Below are 19,781 nucleotides of genomic sequence, written 5' to 3'. Positions count from 1 at the left end.
GTCTGATTGTAGTGGGACAGGGCGCTGTCCGCCATGTTTTTCTGCGCCTTGCCGATGATTGTGCATGAATCCTGTGCATCATCGGGATATTGAGACACAGAGGAGGACGCATGTCGCGCATGCCCGGAAAAACCAAGCTGCTGGCCAGCTGTCTGCTGGCCGGCCTGATGACCCTGACGGGGTGTACCGTGACCACGCCGTATCCGGTGGTCAAGGAGCCGCCATCTCCGGTCGTGAACAGACCGGCCGTGGCGCGCAAGCCGGTATTGGCGCTGGCGCTCGGCGGCGGTGCAGCGCGCGGCTTTGCCCACGTGGGTGCGCTGCAGGCGCTCGATGCCGCCGGCATTCGGCCCGATATCGTGGTCGGCACCTCGGCCGGCAGCGTGGTGGGTGCCATCTATGCCAGCGGCCTGCGTGGTGATGCCTTGCGCCAGGCCGCCGAGAAAGTGGAGCAGACCTCGATCACCGACTGGCAGCTGCCGCTGCTGAACCGTGGTGTGCTGCGTGGCGTCTCGCTGGAGCGCTTCATCAACGAGCAGGTCGGCAATCGCAACATCCAGTCCATGCCGATGCGGCTCGGCATCGTCGCCACCGACCTGCAATCTGGCGAAGGCATCCTGTTCCGCAGTGGCAACACCGGCCAGGCGGTACGCGCTTCGAGCGCCGTGCCGGGCGTGTTCGAGCCGGTGCGCATTGGTACGCGCGATTATGTCGATGGTGGCCTGGTGGCACCGGTGCCGGTGCTGTATGCGCGCCAGATGGGTGCCGATGTGGTGGTTGCCATCGACATCAGCAGCAAGCCGGGCGATGCCGCCACCACCGGCCAGCTGCAGGTGCTGATGCAGACCTTCACCATCATGGGCAAGACCATCAGCAAGTTCGAGCTGACCCAGGCCGACGTGGTGCTGCGTCCACAACTGACTGGCATGTCGAGCGCCGATTTCAGCAACCGCCAGAAATCCATCGAGGCGGGACGGGCGGCCATGCAACAGGCACTGCCGCAGATCCGGGCCGCGCTGCAGCCGAAGCGCTAAACCAGCGACGGCTGTCGCAGACAAAAAAAGCCCCGCACGAGGCGGGGCCAATTGCATCTGCTACCGGCATTGCACCGGGAACGAGACACAAGGAGACAACTGGTGTCTGGCTGCGGGTAGCTTTATGGAAAGTCCCGCAGCATGGAAGTTCTTGTTAAGAAGCGGAAGCCTGATTACTTGGCAACCGGCTTCTTGGCAGCAGCAGCTGCAGAAGCAGTAGCCGTCTTGGTAGCGTTCACGGCGGTGTTGGCCATGGCGTTGAAGTTGGCTTCAGCAACGTCGGAAGCTTGCTTCACGGCTTTTTGCACGGATTCGAAAGCGGTGTTGGCAGCAGACACGGCGTTCTTCATCATGGCAACGCCAGCTTCGGAACCAGCCGGAGCGTTCTTGCTCATGTTTTCAACAACGGCGTTCACTTTGCTCTGGGCTTCGGTCGTCTGGGCTTCGAACACCTTGGTGAACTCGGCAGCGGTACCGGAAGTGATGTCGTACAGGTGACGGCTGTAAGCAGCAGTCTTCTCAGCCAGGGGCTGGAACAGGGAAGCTTGCAGAGCCAGCAGTTCCTGGGCGTCCTTGACGGACATGGCAGCCTGGGTGGTTTCAGCGGCGTCGGTCAGGGCGGCCTTGGCAGCGCTCACGTTCAGGTCGATCAGCTTCTCAACGCTTTCGAAAGCCTTGTTGGTCAGACCAAACAGGGTTTCCATGTTAGCTTTGTGAGCGGCGGCGATTTGTTCAGCGGTCAGCATAGTAGTATCTCCAAAAATGCACTATCAGGTGAAGAACTGCGGTTGATTATCTGGAATCCTTGCAGACCCCGCGCCGACGCCACAGCTTCCATCGGCTTTATGTTGCGCTGCAACATGACTCGTATTATAGGGGTGTTGTGTGACAGATCAAGCGATTTTTGTGCATTGCAGCAAAAAACCACTGCAGCTTTGCAACACCTTGTATCTGCAACTGGCATGACCCCTTGTGCCTGCCCCTGTTTTCCCATTCGTAGCCCATGTTTGATACCGATCCCTTCCTGCTGGCCGGCCTGCTGTTGCTGCTGCTCAACCTGATCCTGCTGCTGGTGCTGTTGTGGCGCCTGCAGAATCGCCAGGCGCTGCATGACATGCGTGAATCCCTGTTTGATGACCTGCGCGATCTGGTGCTGCACGGCAATGAGCGGCTGGAGCGCGAACTGCGCCAGGAGCTGGCCGAAACCAGTCGCAGCAATCGCCAGGAGCAGGGCGATGCTCTGGCACGCTTCCAGAACAGCCTGCTGCAACAGGGCGCCGAAGCTGCACGCAACCAGCACCAGCAGTTGGATGTCATGGCGCAGCAACTCGGCCAGCTGCAGCTGCGCCTGCTGGAAACGCTGGGCCAGCAACTCGATCGTGTGCACCAGACCAGCGCCGAACAGCTGCAGGGCGTGCGCCAGACGCTGGAGGCGCAGCTGCAGCAACTGCAGGAAGGCAATACACGCAAGCTGGAAGAAATGCGCCAGACCGTGGACGAAAAACTGCAGTCCACACTGCACACGCGGCTGGACCAGAGCTTCCGCCAGGTCGCCGAGCGGCTGGAGATGGTGCAGCGCGGCCTGGGCGAGATGCAGGCGCTGGCGCAGGGCGTGGGCGATCTCAAGCACCTGCTGACCAATGTGAAGACGCGCGGCATGTTCGGCGAGGCGCAGCTGGGTGCCTTGCTGGAACAGGTATTTGCGCCGGAGCAGTACGCCAGCCAGGTGCAGCTGCACCCGGAAGGCCGCCATGCGGTGGACTTTGCCATTCGCCTGCCGGGCCGTGGCGATGCCAGCCAGCCGGTCTGGCTGCCGATCGATGCCAAGTTTCCGAATGAAGACTACGAGCGCCTGCTCGAAGCGCAGCAGCGTGCCGATGCCATGGCGGCGGATGAGGCAGCGCGCCAGCTGGAAACCCGCATCCGCCAGGAGGCCCGCGCGATTGCCGAACGCTATGTGCGCCCGCCGTACACCACCGATTTCGCCATCCTGTTCCTGCCGTCCGAAGGCCTGTATGCCGAGGTGCTGCGTCGTCCCGGACTGGTGGAAAGCCTGCAGCGCGAGCATCGCATCACGCTGGCCGGACCGACCACGCTGCTGGCCATGCTCAACTCGCTGCAGATGGGATTCCGCACGCTGGCTCTGGAACAGCGCAGCAGCGAAGTCTGGCAGGTGCTGGGCGCGGTCAAGACCGAATTTGGCAAGTTTGGCGAGGTGCTGACGCGCGTCAAGAGCCAGACCCAGACCGTGCTGCGCACGCTGGACCAGGCCGAGGTACGCAATCGTGCCATGCAGCGCGTGCTGCGCCAGGCTGAAGCCTTGCCGCAGGACCAGAGCAGCGCGCTGCTGGGCCAGGACGATGCAGGGGATGGCGAATCGCAACAGCCCTGACAGCACAAGGCCTGCACGCAGCAGGCCTTGTTGCAGGGCAGGTGGAGGTGTCAGTCGATGATGATCACGGCACCATCCGGACCGACGCTGCACTTGCCATTCTTCTGATGTCCCGGCGGGCAGAAGCCGCCACCAGGCAGGCAGTTGCCCTTCTTCGCCTGGCCGGGCGGACAGACGCCGGAATTGGCCGGGCCGCCGGAACCGTAGTAGCCACCATCCGGGCCTACTGCCACGGTGCAGCCAGCCAGCAGGGCGCCCAGAAAAGTCGCAGAGAGCAGGGCTTTCATGTCGATCTCCTTGTCGTTGTTGCTATCCGCCCATCCTGACATGCTTCGCGTAAGCCAATGGTTGCGACAGGTAGCTGCCGGTAACAACACGCAAGCAGATCAGCCTGGCTGCTTCTCGTCGTCATCCAGTGCACCGCAACCGGCATCGTGCAGGACGGATCGCACGCCCTCATCGTCGCAGTTGAGCTGGTAGAACTCGCGGATGCAGCGCCAGGCATCTTCCGGCGTATCCACGTAGCTGATCAGCTGCAGGTCTTCCGGCGAGATCATGCCTTCCTCGGCCAGCACTTGCAGATTCAGCACACGCTTCCAGTAATGGCTGCCATACAGCACGATCGGGACCGACTTGGTCTTGCGCGTCTGCACCAGCGTCATTACCTCGAACAGTTCGTCCAGCGTGCCAAAGCCGCCGGGGAATACCACCAGGCCGAGTGCGCGCATCATGAAATGCATCTTGCGCAGCGCAAAGTAGTGGAACTTGAAGTTCAGCGCCGGCGTGACGTAGGGGTTGGAAAACTGCTCGTGCGGCAGCGTGATGTTCAGACCGATGGTGGGTTCACCGGCTTCGCTGGCACCGCGGTTGGCGGCTTCCATGATGCCGGGACCGCCGCCAGTACAGATATACAGATGCGTATCGCGCGGCTTGCCGATGCTGTATTCGGCCACCAGCCGGCCAAAGGCGCGTGCCGCCTGGTAGTGTTCGGCGCCGCGCGCCATGTGCTCGGCGCGCTGCAGCAACGCCGGGTCACCGCTGCGTTCAGCTTCCTGGCGCGCCTGGGTCGCCATTTCGGGCGAGGGCAGGCGGGCGCTGCCGTAGACCACGATGGTGTGGTCAATCTCGCGCTTGTCCAGCTCCATCTCGGTTTTCAGCATCTCGATCTGCAGGCGGATGCTGCGGGTTTCGCTGCGCAGCAGGAATTCGGGATCGGCAAAGGCCAGTCGATTCGAATCCGGATGCAGCAGCGTGCCCTGGTCGGTCAGGGTCTGCAGGTCGTTCCAGGCACGTGCCAGGCGTTCCTGGCTCAGGTTGACAGTTTGTTCCATGCGAAAGCGGCTTTCAGGGTTTGGCTGGCGCGCAGGGCGCCCAAAACGACAAAAGGCTTCCGGAGAAGCCTTTTGTTCACGATGTCTAGGTGACGGCTGTCACCTGTCATCTTATACGCGCTTGCGGTACTCGCCAGTGCGGGTGTCGATTTCGATGCGGTCGCCCTGGTTCACGAACAGCGGCACGGACACTTCAAAGTCGGTCGCGATCTTGGCCGGCTTCAGCACCTTGCCGGAAGTGTCGCCCTTGACGCCCGGCTCGGTCCAGGTGATTTCACGCTCGACGCTGGTCGGCAGCTCCACGGAGATCGCCTTGCCGTCGTAGAACACGACTTCGGCTTCCATGCCTTCTTCCAGGTAGTTCAGGGCGTCACCCATGTTGTCGGATTCGACTTCGTACTGGTTGTACTCGGAATCCATCCACACGTACATCGGGTCAGCGAAGTAGCTGTAGGTGCACTCTTTCTTGTCCAGGATGATGTGATCCATCTTGTCGTCGGCCTTGAACACGACTTCGGTACCGAAGTTGTTCAGCAGGCTCTTGAGCTTCATGCGCACGGTAGCAGCGCCGCGGCCGCCACGGGCGTATTCGGTCTTCAGGACAACCATCGGGTCTTTGCCGTGCATGATCACGTTGCCGGCGCGGATTTCTTGTGCGATTTTCATGATGAGTAACTGGGTTGTGCCGCGCGCATCGGGCGGCTGGTACAGGCAGGCCCGGTGCAGTCTCGTGCAGTATGATGGGCGCTGGAAGAGTTGCAGTTTACTAGCTGCAAACCCTTATTTTACCCCTAATTGCCCCCCGCTTGTCCAGCCAGCACCCCTGGCTCCTGTCATGGCATCCAACCCGATCCAGTCCCTGTTGCAACAGCTGTCTTCCGGACAGGGCTCCAGTGCCAGCCAGCCCTGGGCGCCGCCGCCGCATGGCGACTTCGAGCGCTATGCGCAGCAGCTGGTGCAGGACAACAACCGGGCGCTGCTGCAAGACCTGCAGCGGCAGACCGGCAACACCGATCTGGGTTCCTGGCGCTGGCGACTGCAGCAGTGGGCCATGCAGCACAACCAAGGCCAACAGCCCGCCCGCCTGCCGGTGCCTGTCACCCCGCCTCCGGCCCCAGCGGCCACTACGCCCCCGGCAGCGCCGCGCCCGGTACGCCGCAAGTCGCGCATGCCCTCGATCATGATGTCGCTGGTAGTGCTGCTGATCGTGTTGCCGGATGACCTGAAACCGCTGCCGGTGGTCGGTTTTATCGCTGCCATGTTTATTCCGCCCATCCGCAACTGGCTGCTGCAGGACCAGCAGCCCTGACTGATCCATTAGCTAGCCCATGCCACCCCAAGTCGAACTCAAGATACTGGACGCCCGCCTGCACCAGCAAATGCCGGCCTATGCCACACCCGGCAGCGCCGGCCTGGACCTGCGCGCCTGCATCGATGCGCCGCTGGAGCTGGCGCCTAACGCCTGGCAGCTGGTACCCACCGGCATGGCGATCCACTTGGCCGATCCCGGCTATGCCGCCATGCTGCTGCCGCGTTCCGGCCTGGGGCACAAGCACGGCATCGTGCTCGGCAACCTGGTCGGCCTGATCGATAGCGATTACCAGGGCCAGTTGATGGTCAGCCTGTGGAATCGCACCGATACACCGTTCGTGATCGAGCCGATGGAGCGCGTGGCGCAGATGGTGATCGTGCCGGTGCTGCAGCCGCAATTCACGCTGGTGGAAGAGTTCTCTGGCAGCAGCGCGCGCGGCGAGGGTGGCTACGGCTCGACCGGTCGCCAGTAAGCCGGATCAGCTTGTCTTGTCCAGCCAGCGGCTGGCCGCCAGCAGGCGCGCCAGCCGCTTTTCCAGTGGCCAGGGCTCGTCGTGCAGCTGCGCGGCCAGCAGCTCGCCCGCCAGCACCGACAAGCTGAGCCCGCGCGCGCCCATGCCGCAACTCAGGTGCAGGCCTTGCAGCGCTCCCGGCTGAGCGGACAGGGCACCAACGGCCGGCAGGCGGTCCGGCAGCGTGGCGCGTACGCCGGCCCAGCCGTGTATCCGGCCGCGCTCAAAATCGTCTTGCAAGATATCAGCTGCAGCCGGGTGCAATAACTGCAGTTTCTGCCAGATCTCGGGAAATTCCTGATCACGCACATCAGGTGAATTGTCAGAGCGGGTAAAGGTGGATCCGGTAATCCAGGCCGATCCGTTCTGCGCCGCTGTCTGCCACGGAATATGGCAGGCCAGGCTGCCCTTGCCGTTGACCGGCACGGCGGGCAAGGCGTCATGCGCCTGATCCTGCCAACCCCAGGCGACCTGGCCGCGCAAGGGGTTCAGCGGCAAGGTTTGCTGCAGCGATTGCAATAGCTGGCGCGAATCGAATCCGGCTGTCAGCACCAGCCAGTCCGTCTCGCCGATCAGCGTGCCGGCGGCGTCCAGCAGCTGCCAGGGGGCATCGGCCTGGCTGCGTTGCAGCGCATGCACCGCCGTGTTGCCAATAAAGCGGATATTCGGGTGTTCCAGTTGCGCCTGCACCAGGCGCCAGGGCTTGATCCAGGCGGCGCAGTCGTGCCAGACCGCGGCGGCATGGTCGGGCAGGCCGCCGTCCTGGATTTGCCGTGAGGTTGCGGCGCTGGCCCAGGGACGGCTTGCGCTGATCCAGTCCGGGGCATCGCCCGCATCGGCTTGCCACTGGCGCGGCAGCTTGCTCTTGCCATCCACGCAGTGCTCCAGCACTCCGGTAGCGGCCCAGTCTTCGCCGGGTTGCAGCAATTGTGCGGCGCGCTGCAGCGTGCTGCGGATGCCGGCACGGATCACGCGTGATGTCAGGGTGTCATCGGCCGAGCTGTGCGGCACCACCAGGCCAACCAGCAGGCCGGAAGCACCAGCGGCCGGACGCGCAGCCCGATCCAGTACCGTGACCTGCCAGCCGCGTTCGGCCAGACTGCGCGCCACGGCACTGCCAGCCAGGCCGGCACCAACGATGGTGGCCTGACGCGGAGCCGCAGCCGGTGCCGACGCCGTACGCCAGCGCGGCGCAAAACGCAGGGTGTCGGCAGCCAGCTCGGTGGCTGGTTCCCAGCCACGCGCACGCAGCTGCGCCAGCCAATCTTCAGGGAGTGGGGTGCCGGATCGGTCCAGCTGCAGCAGCGTACCGTGCCGAGCCAGCGCACTCAGACCGGCGGCCAGGCCTTCACGCTGGGAGCGATCGGCTTGCAACAGCAGGCTGGCGGACAGGCTGATATGGGCAAAGTGTCCGCTGGCTTCACGCAGCAGCTGCCAGGGATCGCCGATGGCCAGATGCAGGTCCAGCCGGCCCGGCAGCAGCGGCAGCCGATGCCAGCCCGGTAGCAGACCCCAGGCCTGTTGCCGGATCGCCTGCTGCAATTGCACCTGATCTGCAGGCGTGCGTGCCAGCGGTTGGCAGGCTTGCTGAAGCCAGTCTGTGCTGGGTGCCTCAGGGCAGATCCAGACCAGTTGTCGGCTGCCCGGATGTTCCGTGCGGACATGCGCGAGTGGCGGCAGGGCAGTCTGCCCCGGCGCGAAAATCGTCAGCGCATGCGGCACGAAAGAGAAAGGATCAGGCCTGCGGCGGCACGTAGCCGGCAGCCTGGTCGGCACCGGCGCCAAAGAAATGGTTTTCCATCTGGCGAGCCAGGTACTGGCGGGCGCGCGCGTCGGCCAGGTTCAGGCGGTTTTCGTTGACCAGCATGGTCTGGTGGCGCAGCCAGTCCATCCAGGCTTCCTTGCTGACGCTGTCAAAAATGCGCTGGCCCAGTTCACCGGGGTAGGGTGCACGTGCCAGACCTTCGGCTTCCTTGCCCAGCTTGATGCATTGAACCATGCGTGTCATGTCGTATTCCTTTTCATTCAGTCAGTAGGGGAGCCGCCGTGGCGGCTTCGATGCGGGAATTGTAGCGACCAGCCGGCATTTGCCGGGCAAGCCCTGTTTCGCATAAGGCTTTGCCATGAAATCTCAGCCCTTGTGCAACTAGGGTTATCACGGTTCACGAAGCTGATAAATGTCATGGGCAGGACACTTGCCAAGTGTTACTATTCTTGTCTAGGCAGATGCTGGCAAAAACGCATCGCCAGGAAAATCACCAAGGAAAACCCACTGTCCAGGAGACAAGCATGACAGCACAACCCGGTGCAATTGAATCGGTTCTGGTTGAAAACCGTGTATTCCCCCCGTCCGAAGCCACCATGGCTGGCGCCCGCATCAAGGGCATGGAGGCCTACCAGGCCCTGTGCGACGAGGCCGAGAAGGACTATGAAGGTTTCTGGGCGCGCCTGGCCAAGGAATACGTGGTCTGGGACAAACCCTTCACCAAGGTCCTGAATGAATCCGACGCGCCTTTCTTCAAGTGGTTTGAAGACGGCGAGCTGAATGCTTCTGCCAACTGCCTCGACAAGCATATGGGCACCCCCACCGAGAACAAGACCGCCATCATCTTCGAGGCCGACGGCGGCGAAGTGACCAAGGTGACCTACAAGGAACTGCTGGCCCGCGTCAGCCAGTTTGCCAACGCGCTCAAGGCCGAAGGCGTCAAGAAGGGCGATCGCGTCATCATCTACATGCCGATGACGATCGAGGGCATCGTGGCCATGCAGGCTTGTGCCCGTATCGGTGCCACGCACAGCGTGGTGTTTGGCGGCTTCTCTTCCAAGGCCGTGCAGGAGCGTATCGTTGACGCTGGCGCCGTGTGCGTGGTTACCGCCAACTACCAGATGCGCGGCGGCAAGGAACTGCCCCTGAAGGCCATCGTCGATGAAGCCCTGCAGGAAAAGGGCACCGATTGCGTCAAGAGCGTGCTGGTGTTCGAGCGCACCCCCACCAAGTGCAACATGGTGGAAGGCCGCGACAAGACCTTCTCCCAGGTGCTGGAAGGCCAGAGCACCGAGTGTGCGCCTGAATCCGTCGAGGCTGAGCACCCGCTGTTCGTGCTGTACACCTCCGGCTCTACCGGCACGCCCAAGGGTGTGCAGCACAGCACCGGCGGCTACATCCTGGGTGCCAACCTGACCATGCACTGGACTTTCGACATCCGTCCGGATGACGTGTTCTGGTGTACCGCTGACATCGGCTGGATCACTGGCCACACCTATATTGCCTACGGTCCGCTGGCTGCCGGCGCCACCCAGGTGGTGTTTGAGGGCGTGCCCACGTACCCCAATGCCAGCCGCTTCTGGAAGATGATCGAGGATCACAAGGTCACCATCTTCTACACGGCACCCACGGCCATCCGTTCGCTGATCAAGATGTCCGACAATGATCCGTCCGTGCATCCCAACCAGTTTGACCTGTCCAGCCTGCGTATCCTGGGCAGCGTGGGGGAACCGATCAACCCCGAAGCCTGGATGTGGTACTACAAGAACGTTGGTGGCGAACGCTGCCCGATCGTGGATACCTTCTGGCAGACCGAAACCGGTTCGCACGTGCTCACGCCGCTGCCGGGTGCTACGCCGCTGGTGCCGGGTTCCTGCACGCTGCCGATTCCGGGTGTGCAGGTCGCCATCGTGGACGAGTCCGGTCAGGACATGCCCAACGGTGCTGGCGGTATCCTGGTGATCAAGCGTCCGTGGCCGAGCATGATCCGTAACGTCTACGGTGATCCCGAGCGCTTCAAGAAGAGCTACTTCCCTGAAGAGCTGGGCGGCTACTACCTGGCAGGCGACGGTGCCGTGCGCAGCGAAGACCGTGGCTACTTCCGCATCACCGGCCGTATCGACGACGTGCTGAACGTGTCCGGCCACCGCATGGGTACCATGGAAATCGAATCCTGCCTGGTGGCCAAGTCCGACCTGGTGGCAGAAGCTGCCGTGGTGGGGCGTCCTGACGAAGTGTCTGGCGAAGCCATCTGCGCCTTCGTGGTGCTGAAGCAGGGCCGCCCGGCGGATGACGAATCTGCCAAGCGCATTGCCAAGGAGCTGCGTGACTGGGTCGCCCACGAGATCGGCCCGATCGCCAAGCCCAAGGACATCCGCTTTGGCGACAACCTGCCCAAGACCCGTTCCGGCAAGATCATGCGCCGCCTGCTGCGCAGCCTGGCCAAGGGCGAGGAGATCACGCAGGACACCTCCACGCTGGAGAACCCGGCGATCCTGGGTCAGCTGGGTGATACCTACTGATCCGGTGAGACAGGCGGCAGGCTGAATCTGTCGCCTGAACTGCGCAAGCAACAACAAGGCCACCCTCGGGTGGCCTTGTTGTTGTCATCCCCGCTGACTGTGCCAGCTGGGAAGAGGCGGCTTATTCACCGGCAGCTTCCTGGTGGTACTGCGCCACACGCTCCACCTCATTCTTGCTGCCCAGGATCACGCTCACGCGCTCATGCAGCTGCGTGGGTTGCACATCCAGGATACGCTGCGTGCCGGTGCTGGCAGCACCACCCGCCTGTTCGATCAGCCAGGACATCGGATTGGCCTCGTACAGCAGGCGCAGCTTGCCCGGCTTGTTCGGCTCGCGCTTGTCCCAGGGATACATGAAGATGCCGCCGCGCGTCAGGATGCGGTGCACGTCGGCCACCATGCTGGCAATCCAGCGCATGTTGAAGTTCTTGCCGCGCGGGCCTTCCTCGCCGGCCAGGCACTCGTCGATATAGCGGCGCACCGGCGGCGCCCAGTGGCGCATATTGCTCATGTTGATGGAAAACTCTTTCGTGTCTTCCGGGATGCGCACGTTTTCCTGCGTCAGCACAAAGCTGCCCAGCTCGCGGTCCAGCGTGAACATGGCCACGCCATCGCCCACTGTCAGCACCAGCGTGGTTTGCGGGCCATAGACGCAGTAGCCGGCTGCCACTTGCTGGCGGCCCGGCTGCATGAAGTCGGCTTCGCTCACGCCATCGTGGCTGGCATCTTTCCTGAACACGCTGAAGATGGTGCCGATGCTCACGTTCACATCGATGTTGCTGGAGCCGTCCAGCGGATCGAACATCAGCAGGTATTCACCGTGCGGGTAGCGGTTGGGCACCAGGTAGATGCCGTCCATCTCCTCGGACGCCATGGCGGCCAGGTGGCCACCCCATTCGTTGGCCTCGATCAGCACCTCGTTGGCGATGATGTCCAGCTTTTTCTGCACCTCGCCCTGCACGTTTTCGCTGCCGGCAGTGCCCAGCACCTCGCCCAGCGCGCCCTTGTTCACGGCAAAGCTGATGCGCTTGCAGGCACGCGCCACCACTTCCAGCAGCAGGCGCAGCTCGCCGGGGATGCGGCCGTCCAGGCGCTGTTGTTCGACAAGATAGCGGGTCAGGCTGATATTACGGGAGGGCATGGTCGTCTCGATACGAAAAAAGTCAGTGATCCCGAGATTATAGGGAAGCCGGTGGCTGCCGTTGCCAGCACGGGACGGGTAGCGCGCGGTGGCGTGCCGGTCAAGGGATAACCCTTGACGTAGCCAGAATAAAGTTGTAAAATCCAATTTTTGCTGCTGCATTCATTTACTTCCGCAAGCAGCCACAGTTGTACAGCCTCTGGCATCTGCTGCCAGATCCCGCGCCAGCCCGTTCCGGCAGCGGTGTTCACAGGCTGAGAGGTTTCTTCACCATGCCAACACCTGCAGGCCAGCATCCCGCTGAAGCCCGCGGCGGCTGCGTTTTCCTCTGTGGTTTCTGATTGCGTGTGAATTTTCGGCCCACCAGGCCGCCAGGCACAGCCGGTCATCCCGCCGGTGCCCACACAGCAGCCGTATGAAACCAATACAGGAGAATCTCATGGCCAAGGAAGAGCTGATTGAAATGCAAGGTGTCGTGGACGAAGTGCTGCCCGACTCCCGTTACCGCGTGACCCTGGAAAACGGCCACCCCATCGTGGCGTACTCCAGCGGCAAGATGCGCAAGCACCACATCCGTATTCTGGCGGGTGATACCGTGTCCCTGGAGCTGTCGCCCTACGACCTGAACAAGGGCCGCATCACTTTCCGTCGTCTGGAGCCGCGCACCGGTGGTAGTGCTCCGGCCTACCGTCGCCGCTGATCACTGCGCGCCGCCTGCCTGACAGGTAGCACATAGAAGAAGAGCCTGGCAGCTTGGCTGCACAGGCTCTTTTTATTTGCCTATGGGGATGGCGACTTCCCCCTGCCAGGCAGGCAAGGGCAAGCTGCAGGCATCAGTCTGCCAGCGCGCGCTCCACCACTTCACGCACATCCGGGCTCAGCTCCTTCTTGCCAGCGACGCGGCGGATGGCTTCGCCAGCGGCGGTGCGGTAGGGCTCGGCCAGGCGTTTCCAGTGGTCCATGGCACGTGCCAGGCGGGCTGCGATCTGGGTGTTGATGGCATCAAGTGCCAGCACCTGATCGGCCCAGAACACGTAGCCGGCGGCATCGCGGCGGTGGAAGGCGCCGGGGTTGCCGTGGCAGAAGGCCGAGACCAGGCTGCGCACGCGGTTCGGATTGGTCAGCTGGAAGGCCGGGTGCTGCATCAGCTGGCGCACCTGCGGCAGCACGTCGCCGCTGGCATCGCTGCGCGTGGCCTGCATGGCAAACCACTTGTCTACCACCAGCTGTTCGCCCTGGAACTGCTGGTAGAAGCGCTCCAGCGCCGGCTGTGCCAGCGGGCTGCGTGCCTGCAGCAGTGCCTGCAGTGCGCCGATGCGATCGGTCATGTTGCCGGCATCCTTGCTGCGCTGGTAGGCCTTGCCCGGCCAGACGCTGTCGCCATGGTCGGCGGCGGCGCGGCACAGGTTTTGCAGCGCCAGATTGGCCAGCGCACGGCGGCCAACGCTGACAGGGTCCAGGCGGTAGGCGCCGGTATCCTGGTGCGCGTGCCACAGAGCTTCCCATTCACCGGCCAGCGCATGGGCGATCTGCTGGCGCAGGGCTTCGCTGACTTGCTGGATGCGCTGCGGATTCACCACATCCAGCTGTTCGGCGATTTCGTGCTCGGACGGCATGCCCAGCAGCAGGTGCTGGAAGGCCGCATCCAGTTCCGGGTGCAGCAGCACGGTTCGCAGCGCGTCCAGCGTGCCGCTGTCCAGTACCTCGGTCACCTCGCCATCGACGCGCACGGCGGCCAGGATCTGGCGCATGATCAGGCGCTGCGCGGCTTCCCAGCGGTTGAAGGCATCGCTGTCGTGGGCCAGCAGGTGCAGCTGGCTGGCGGCGTCTTCACCTGCCACTTCCAGCTGTACCGGCGCGGAGAACTGGCGCAGCAGCGAAGGCGTGGGCGCGGCGGTCAGGCCGGTAAAGCGGAACTGTTGCTCGGCCTCGGTCAGCACCAGCACGCGCTCCAGCGGGGCATCGGTATCACCTTCCAGCTGCAGCGGCACCGGCTGGCCGCTGGCATCGATCAGGCCCATGCGCACCGGGATCAGGAAGGGCTGCTTGCTGGCCTGGCCGGGCGTGGCCGGGCAGGACTGGCGCAGCGTCAACGTGTACGTGCCGCTGGCGGCATCGAACTGGCCACTGGCCTGCAGGCGCGGCGTGCCCGACTGGCTGTACCAGCGCTTGAACACGTCGAGCTGCTGTGCCAGCGCGCTGTCCGGATTGGCATCGGCCATGGCCTGGGCAAAGTCGTCGCAGGTGACGGCCTGGCCGTCGTGGCGCTGGAAGTACAGCTCCATGCCGCGGCTGAAACCGTCACGGCCGACCAGGGTCTGAACCATGCGCACGACTTCGGCTCCCTTCTCGTACACGGTGGCGGTGTAGAAGTTGGAGATTTCCTGGTACTGGTCCGGGCGCACCGGGTGTGCCATCGGGCCGGCGTCTTCGCTGAACTGGTGGCTGCGCAGCACGCGCACATTGCCGATGCGGCAAACGGCGCGCGCGCTGGGCGTATGCGCCAGGTCTTCGCTGAATTCCTGGTCACGGAAGACGGTCAGGCCTTCCTTCAGGCTCAACTGGAACCAGTCGCGGCAGGTGATGCGGTTGCCAGTCCAGTTGTGGAAGTATTCGTGGCCGATCACGCTTTCGATACCGTCAAAATCGGCATCGGTGGCGGTCGAGGGCTTGGCCAGCACATACTTGGTGTTGAAGATGTTCAGGCCCTTGTTTTCCATGGCGCCGGCGTTGAAATCGCTGGTGGCCACGATCATGAAGCGCTCCAGATCCAGCTTGAGGCCGAAGCGCGCTTCGTCCCAGGCGATGGCGTTCTGCAGCGAGCGCATGGCGTGCTCGGTCTGGTCCAGGTCGCCCGGGCGTACGTAGACCTGCAGCAGGTGCTCCTGGCCATCACGCGTGCGGATGCGCTGCTCGCGCGCGACCAGCTTGCCGGCGACCAGCGCAAACAGGTAGCTCGGCTTGCGGAACGGGTCTTCCCATACGGCGTAGTGGCGGCCGTCGTCCAGCGTGCCCTGTTCCAGCAGGTTGCCGTTGGACAGCAGCACCGGGTAATCGGCCTGGCTGGCGCGCAGCGTCACCTTGTAGGTGGCCATCACGTCCGGGCGATCCAGGAAGTAGGTGATGCGGCGGAAGCCCTGGGCTTCGCACTGCGTGAAGAAGCAGCCCTGGCTGGTGTACAGGCCCATCAGCTCGGTGTTCTTGCTGGGGTTGCAGGTGGTGAAGATTTCCAGCGCGATCGGATCGCTGCCTTCAGGCAGGTTTTCCAGCACCAGCTGGTCACCGTCCAGCTTGAAGGAGCAGCCCTGGCCGTTGACCAGCACGCGCGCCAGGTTGAGCGCCTCGCCGTCCAGGCGCAGCGGTTGCAGCGGCACATCGGGATTGCGGCGCAGCGTCATGCGGTTGAGCACGCGCGTCTTGACCGGATCCAGGTCGAAGGTCAGGTCCACATGGTCGATCCAGAACGCCGGGGAGGCGTAATCCTGGCGGTAGACCGTGGGGGAGGGGGTTTGGGCTTCTCGGTACATCTCTCTCGTTCTCGGGTTGCTGTGGCGCGCTTACGCGCTGCCCACATTGGCCTTCAGGGAGGCTTCGATGAACACATCCAGATCGCCATCCAGCACTTTCTGGGTGTTGTTCACCTCGACGTTGGTGCGCAGGTCCTTGATGCGGCTGTTGTCCAGCACATAGCTGCGGATCTGGTGGCCCCAGCCCACATCGCTCTTGGTGGATTCGAGCTTTTCCTGCTCTTCCATGCGCTTGCGCATTTCGTGCTCGTACATGCGCGAACGCAGGCGCTGCCAGGCCATGTCACGGTTGCTGTGCTGGCTGCGGCTGTCCTGGCACTGCACCACGATGCCGGTCGGCACGTGCGTCAGGCGCACGGCGGAATCGGTCTTGTTGATGTGCTGGCCACCGGCACCGGATGCGCGGTAGGTGTCCACGCGCACGTCGGCCGGGTTGATGTCGATTTCGATCGAGTCATCGATTTCCGGGTAGACGAACACGCTGGCAAAGCTGGTATGGCGGCCACCGGAGGAGTCGAACGGCGACTTGCGCACCAGGCGGTGCACGCCGGTTTCGGTACGCAGCAGGCCAAAGGCGTATTCGCCATCGATCTTCAGGCTGGCACTCTTGATGCCGGCGACGTCGCCCGGGGTTTCCTCCTGGATCTCGACGCTGAAGCCCTTGCGTTCGGCGTAGCGTACGTACTGGCGCAGCAGCATGCTGGCCCAGTCGCAGGCCTCGGTACCGCCGGCGCCGGCCTGGATGTCAAGGAAGGCGTTGCTCGGGTCGGCCGGCATGTCGAACATGCGGCGGAATTCCAGTGCCTCGACGCGCTCGGTGATGGCAGCGGCATCGGCCTCGATGGCGAGCAGGCTGTCCTCATCGTCTTCTTCCTGGACCATCTCGTACAGCTCGGTGCTGTCGGAAATTTCCTGGGTCAGCTCATCCAGCACCACGACGACGCCGTCGAGCTGCTTTTTTTCCTTGCCGAGTTCCTGCGCCTTTTTCGGGTCATTCCAGACCGCCGGGTCTTCGAGGCCGGCGTTGACGGTTCTCAGTCGTTCTGCCTTGGCAGGGTAGTCAAAGATACCCCCGTAGGTCGTCCACGCGCTCGGCGAGGTCGGCCAGGGTGGTGCCAATGGCGTTGATGCGTTCTGCTTCCATGAGGAGTCCTTATATATCTTGAAGTGTCTGGGGGATGCGGGAAGGGCGCGCGCAGGGGCGCGGCACGCGATGCGGAGCGGATCAGGCCGCTATGGCGCAAGAAGGCGGTACTTCGCGCAAGTTAGCCTGTCATTGTCGCATGCTTTGCCAGACGGGGCACGGGTTTGCCGGATGCCGGAAAGCGCCCGGACTGCGTTAAAATCTGCGCGATTCGTAACCGTTTTTCACACCAACACTGAGAGCACCCCATGTCCCTCGACAAAGTTACCCCTGGTTCCAAGCTGCCCGAGACCTTCAACGTCGTGATCGAGATTCCGGCTGATGCCGCTCCGGTCAAGTACGAGGTCGACAAGGACTCTGGTGCCGTGTTCGTGGACCGTTTCATGACCACCGCCATGCACTACCCGGTCAACTACGGCTACGTGCCGCAAACCCTGTCCGGCGACGGCGACCCGGTGGACGTGCTGGTGATGACGCCGTTCCCGCTGCAGGCCGGCGTGGTGATTCCCTGCCGTGCGCTGGGCATCCTGAAGATGGAAGACGAGGCCGGCATGGACGGCAAGGTGCTGGCACTGCCCACCACCAAGATTTGCCCGCAGTACAACCACATCAACAAGCTGGAAGACCTGAACCCGCTGACGCTGGAAACCATCTCCCACTTCTTCGAGCACTACAAGGACCTGGAAAAGGGCAAGTGGGTCAAGGTGCTGGGCTGGGGCGGCCTGGACGAGGCGACCAAGGAAATCACCGACGGCGTGGCCAACTACAAGGGCTGATCGCGCATCGCACTGGCTGTCTGCCTTGGCGGGCAGCCATCCCATGCAAAAGGGGGAGCATCCAACCGGGTGCTCCCCTTTTGCTTGTGGAGTGGGTCAGCGTACCGTGGCCAGTACCTTTTTCAGCTCTGGCAGCACATTGCGCATGATGATCGGCTGTGCCGTGGCATTGGGGTGGATGCCATCGGCCTGGAAATACTGGCGCGCGTTGGCGGCATCGCCCACGCCCTTGAGCAGGAAGGGCACCAGCGCGACCTTGCGCTCCTTGGCGATCTTGTCGTAGACCTGTGTGAGGCGGCGCGTGTAGTCGGCGCCGTAGTTGGGTGGTACCTGGATGCCGAGCAGCAGCACCTTGGCACCAGTCTGGCGTGCCATGTGTACCATGCTGTCGAGGTTGTCCAGCGTCTTGTCGAGCGACAGGCCGCGCAAGGCGTCGTTGGCGCCGAGTTCGATGACGACGAGCTTGGGCTTGTGCGTCTGCAACAGCGCCGGCAGACGGGCGCGGCCGCCTGCGCTGGTGTCGCCGCTGATGCTGGCATTGTGGATCTGCGCCTGGGCCTTGTCGGCATCGAGCTGCTTTTGCAGCAGGGCGACCCAGCCGGTGCCGCGCGCCAGGCCGTATTCGGCGCTGAGGGAATCGCCCACGACCAGGATCTTGCGCGGGCTGGCGGCGAGCACGCCTTGCCAGGGCGCGGCCAGGCCGACGGCAGCGAGGGCAGACAGAAGCAGGCGACGTTGGAGATGGTGGCTGTCAGGAGTCATGTCCATTCGGATGGGTGCGATGGGAAATAGTTCCATTGTGCGCTGCAGCGTGAGCCGGGGTTGCTACGATTCGTACAGCAATTTCCCTGTTTTAGATAAAGGCCACCCCATGAGACCAGAACAGACCCCCGCGACACCAGATCAGCGCGCCATGCTTTCCGTCCGCCAGTTGGGCAAAACGGTGGACGATGCCGGCGGGCCGCTGACGATTTTGCAGGACATCAGTTTCGAGATTGCGCGTGGCAGCACCACGGCGATTGTGGGCGCATCGGGATCGGGCAAGAGCACGCTGCTGTCCTTGCTGGCCGGGCTGGATGTGCCGAGTACCGGTAGCGTGCTGGTGGATGGCGAAGACCTGTTTGCGCGGGATGAAGATGCACGCGCCGAGCTGCGTGCACGCAAGATGGGTTTCGTGTTTCAGAACTTCCAGCTGATGGCGAACCTGACGGCGCTGGAAAACGTGATGCTGCCGCTGGAGTTGCAGCAGCGCAAGGATGCGCGGCAGCAGGCGCTGGCGATGTTGGAGCGGGTAGGGCTGGCTGCGCGCCAGGGGCATTATCCGCGGCTAATGTCGGGGGGCGAACAGCAGCGTGTGGCATTGGCGCGGGCGTTTGTGGTGCGTCCGGATCTGCTGCTGGCGGATGAGCCGACGGGCAGCCTGGACCATGCGACTGGCGCGCGGGTGATGGCGCTGATGCTGGAACTGAACAGGGACCTGGGGACGACGCTGGTGCTGGTGACACATGACCGGGAGCTGGCGGGGCTGTGCGACAGGAGGCTGGCCCTGGAAGGAGGGAGGCTGCAGGAGTAGTTGCGCTTGTAACAGGAAGAGGTTTCGTGAAATATTACCGATCTGCAAGTGACCAGAAAGAAATCGCTAATGCTAGACTGAGGTAGTAGATGTAAAAGTCTTAATAAATGCCGTGTTAATGTTGCATGAATATTTATCTAAACTAAATTTATCTACATGTAAAATATTTATATTCCTTGCGTATCAATTTCGCAAGGAATTTTAGATGTCACAACCTTTTGTTTGCGATAGTTGATTAAAGAGGGGCATATATGAACAAGGCATAAAAGTCAGTCTGGAGTTGACCCACTTCGGTGGACGGGTACTGGTTTGATACTCAAACCGTTTCGGGTGTTGTCTCGGCATGCACATGGGCATCCTCGACAACATCAAACAGGGCTTCGTTGCTCCTTTCAAAGTTCAGGGGTGCGAGGTAGCCCAGGCCACTGTGGCGGCGCCGGGGGTTGTACCAGCCTTCAATCCAGGTGAAGACCGCCATGCGGGCCTGCGCCTTGCTCTGGAAGGTGCTGCGCTCGATGAGTTCGCCCTCTAGGCTGGCAAAGAAGCTCTCGGCCATTGCGTTGTCGTACGCATCGCCCACGGTCCCCATCGAAGGTCGCACCTGCATCTGCCGGCAGCGCTCGCCAAAGGCCAGGCTGGTGTACTGGCTGCCTTGGTCCGAGTGGTGGATGACGCTCTTGGGTTTGCGCTGCTCAAGGGCCATGTTCAAGGCCTCGAGAACAAGGTCTGCGGTCATGCGTTCTCCCATGGCCC

Annotated in this window: 19 protein-coding genes; 8 read left to right on the top strand and 11 right to left on the bottom strand. The window is 62.9% G+C overall.

Going from position 1 to position 19,781, the window contains the following annotated elements; all coding sequences use genetic code 11:
• Window positions 1–110: 110 nt before the first annotated feature.
• Complete coding sequence (locus tag V1261_RS10550) at window positions 111–1,034, top strand: patatin-like phospholipase family protein (RefSeq protein ID WP_329771716.1); 924 nt, start codon at window positions 111–113, stop codon at window positions 1,032–1,034.
• 173 nt (window positions 1,035–1,207) lie between these two features.
• Here V1261_RS10550 and V1261_RS10545 read toward each other — a convergent pair whose 3' ends face one another.
• Complete coding sequence (locus V1261_RS10545; protein WP_329771715.1) at window positions 1,208–1,780, bottom strand: phasin family protein; 573 nt, start codon at window positions 1,778–1,780, stop codon at window positions 1,208–1,210.
• Between the two features lie 257 nt (window positions 1,781–2,037).
• On the opposite strand from V1261_RS10545, the gene V1261_RS10540 reads away from it, so the two are divergent.
• Window positions 2,038–3,426 carry a DNA recombination protein RmuC gene (locus tag V1261_RS10540; protein ID WP_329771714.1) on the top strand — a complete coding sequence of 463 codons (1,389 nt, stop codon included), beginning with the start codon at window positions 2,038–2,040 and terminating at the stop codon, window positions 3,424–3,426.
• 50 nt (window positions 3,427–3,476) lie between these two features.
• On the opposite strand, the gene V1261_RS10535 is transcribed toward V1261_RS10540, so the two are convergent.
• From V1261_RS10535 to efp, 3 genes are all read right to left on the bottom strand, one after another.
• Window positions 3,477–3,713 carry a hypothetical protein gene (locus V1261_RS10535; RefSeq protein WP_329771712.1) on the bottom strand — a complete coding sequence of 79 codons (237 nt, stop codon included), beginning with the start codon at window positions 3,711–3,713 and terminating at the stop codon, window positions 3,477–3,479.
• 99 nt (window positions 3,714–3,812) lie between these two features.
• Window positions 3,813–4,757, bottom strand: coding sequence for an LOG family protein (locus tag V1261_RS10530; RefSeq protein WP_329771711.1), 945 nt, complete (start codon window positions 4,755–4,757; stop codon window positions 3,813–3,815).
• A 111-nt stretch (window positions 4,758–4,868) separates the two neighbouring features.
• Window positions 4,869–5,423 carry an elongation factor P gene (gene efp / locus V1261_RS10525; RefSeq protein WP_329771709.1) on the bottom strand — a complete coding sequence of 185 codons (555 nt, stop codon included), beginning with the start codon at window positions 5,421–5,423 and terminating at the stop codon, window positions 4,869–4,871.
• Between the two features lie 169 nt (window positions 5,424–5,592).
• On the opposite strand from efp, the gene V1261_RS10520 reads away from it, so the two are divergent.
• Both V1261_RS10520 and dut read left to right on the top strand, forming a co-directional pair.
• A complete protein-coding gene (locus tag V1261_RS10520) occupies window positions 5,593–6,066 on the top strand; it encodes a hypothetical protein (protein WP_329771708.1) in 474 nt (157 codons plus the stop codon).
• 19 nt (window positions 6,067–6,085) lie between these two features.
• The gene (dut, locus tag V1261_RS10515) at window positions 6,086–6,541 is read left to right on the top strand and encodes a dUTP diphosphatase (RefSeq protein WP_329771707.1); all 456 of its coding nucleotides are present in this window, start codon (window positions 6,086–6,088) and stop codon (window positions 6,539–6,541) included.
• A 6-nt stretch (window positions 6,542–6,547) separates the two neighbouring features.
• On the opposite strand, the gene mnmC1 is transcribed toward dut, so the two are convergent.
• Both mnmC1 and V1261_RS10505 read right to left on the bottom strand, forming a co-directional pair.
• On the bottom strand, window positions 6,548–8,128 hold the full coding sequence (mnmC1, locus tag V1261_RS10510) for an FAD-dependent 5-carboxymethylaminomethyl-2-thiouridine(34) oxidoreductase MnmC1 (protein ID WP_329771706.1): 1,581 nt from the start codon (window positions 8,126–8,128) through the stop codon (window positions 6,548–6,550).
• Window positions 8,129–8,315: 187 nt separating this feature from the next.
• On the bottom strand, window positions 8,316–8,588 hold the full coding sequence (locus tag V1261_RS10505) for an oxidative damage protection protein (RefSeq protein WP_329771705.1): 273 nt from the start codon (window positions 8,586–8,588) through the stop codon (window positions 8,316–8,318).
• A 281-nt stretch (window positions 8,589–8,869) separates the two neighbouring features.
• Here V1261_RS10505 and acs point away from each other — a divergent pair, with 281 nt between their 5' ends.
• A complete protein-coding gene (gene acs, locus V1261_RS10500; protein WP_329771703.1) occupies window positions 8,870–10,867 on the top strand; it encodes an acetate--CoA ligase in 1,998 nt (665 codons plus the stop codon).
• Window positions 10,868–10,988: 121 nt separating this feature from the next.
• On the opposite strand, the gene V1261_RS10495 is transcribed toward acs, so the two are convergent.
• Entirely contained in the window at window positions 10,989–12,008 is a 1,020-nt protein-coding gene (locus V1261_RS10495) for a class 1 fructose-bisphosphatase (RefSeq protein ID WP_329771702.1), read from the bottom strand.
• A gap of 439 nt (window positions 12,009–12,447) precedes the next feature.
• Here V1261_RS10495 and infA point away from each other — a divergent pair, with 439 nt between their 5' ends.
• Window positions 12,448–12,708, top strand: coding sequence for a translation initiation factor IF-1 (gene infA, locus V1261_RS10490; RefSeq protein ID WP_329771701.1), 261 nt, complete (start codon window positions 12,448–12,450; stop codon window positions 12,706–12,708).
• A 133-nt stretch (window positions 12,709–12,841) separates the two neighbouring features.
• Here infA and pepN read toward each other — a convergent pair whose 3' ends face one another.
• Both pepN and prfB read right to left on the bottom strand, forming a co-directional pair.
• Window positions 12,842–15,535, bottom strand: coding sequence for an aminopeptidase N (pepN, locus tag V1261_RS10485; protein ID WP_329771699.1), 2,694 nt, complete (start codon window positions 15,533–15,535; stop codon window positions 12,842–12,844).
• Between the two features lie 30 nt (window positions 15,536–15,565).
• Window positions 15,566–16,679, bottom strand: a protein-coding gene (prfB, locus tag V1261_RS10480) for a peptide chain release factor 2 (protein WP_329771697.1) whose coding sequence is annotated in 2 segments (ribosomal slippage) — window positions 15,566–16,597 and window positions 16,599–16,679 — 1,113 coding nt in all. Because the reading frame shifts where the segments join, the coding sequence is not laid out codon by codon here.
• A gap of 248 nt (window positions 16,680–16,927) precedes the next feature.
• Here prfB and ppa point away from each other — a divergent pair.
• Complete coding sequence (ppa, locus tag V1261_RS10475; RefSeq protein WP_329771696.1) at window positions 16,928–17,455, top strand: inorganic diphosphatase; 528 nt, start codon at window positions 16,928–16,930, stop codon at window positions 17,453–17,455.
• A 96-nt stretch (window positions 17,456–17,551) separates the two neighbouring features.
• Here the strand turns inward: ppa and V1261_RS10470 are convergent, their stop codons facing one another.
• Complete coding sequence (locus V1261_RS10470; protein WP_329771694.1) at window positions 17,552–18,217, bottom strand: arylesterase; 666 nt, start codon at window positions 18,215–18,217, stop codon at window positions 17,552–17,554.
• A 151-nt stretch (window positions 18,218–18,368) separates the two neighbouring features.
• Between V1261_RS10470 and V1261_RS10465 the strand changes: the two genes are divergently transcribed.
• Window positions 18,369–19,028: an ABC transporter ATP-binding protein gene (locus V1261_RS10465; protein WP_329771693.1), complete on the top strand. Its 660-nt coding sequence runs from the start codon at window positions 18,369–18,371 to the stop codon at window positions 19,026–19,028.
• Window positions 19,029–19,344: 316 nt separating this feature from the next.
• Here V1261_RS10465 and V1261_RS10460 read toward each other — a convergent pair.
• Window positions 19,345–19,781, bottom strand: a 437-nt coding sequence (locus V1261_RS10460) for an integrase core domain-containing protein (protein WP_329771692.1), incomplete at its 5' end; no start/stop codon positions are given.

It is taken from the genome of Brachymonas sp. J145, assembly GCF_036312245.1.
GTDB classification, from domain to species: Bacteria; Pseudomonadota; Gammaproteobacteria; order Burkholderiales; family Burkholderiaceae_C; genus Brachymonas; species Brachymonas wangyanguii.
Note: the sequence above shows the minus strand (reverse complement) of the source record. Positions and strands in the feature narration are given on the sequence as shown.